Source organism: Bradyrhizobium sp. 25ACV, assembly GCF_054863005.1.
In genome coordinates this window covers 1-273 of the sequence record NZ_JAVAYO010000091.1, presented here as the reverse complement: position 1 = coordinate 273, position 273 = coordinate 1, and the positions used below count along the sequence as shown (strand labels likewise).

The 273-nt window shown below is 65.2% G+C and carries 1 protein-coding gene; it reads left to right on the top strand.

The features are described 5' to 3' along the window. Positions 1-273, top strand: a 273-nt coding sequence (locus RAD04_RS38700) for an IS66 family transposase (RefSeq protein ID WP_461627972.1), incomplete at both ends; no start/stop codon positions are given.

Sequence of the window (273 nt, the reverse complement as noted above, 5' to 3'; positions counted from 1 at the left end):
CCGACCTCGCGGTCGCGATCCGCTATGCGCTCACCCGCTGGTCAGCACTGTCCCGCTACGTCGAGGATGGTGGGCTCGAGATCGACAACAACGCGGCGGAGCGCTCGCTGCGCGACATCGCCGTCGGTCGTAAGAACTGGTTGTTCGCCGGCTCGAACCAGGGCGGCCATCGCGCCGCCACCATCTACAGTTTGATCGAGACCGCCAAGCTCAATGGGGTCGATCCAGAGGCTTGGCTCACAGACACCATCGCGCGCATCGCCGACTATCCCG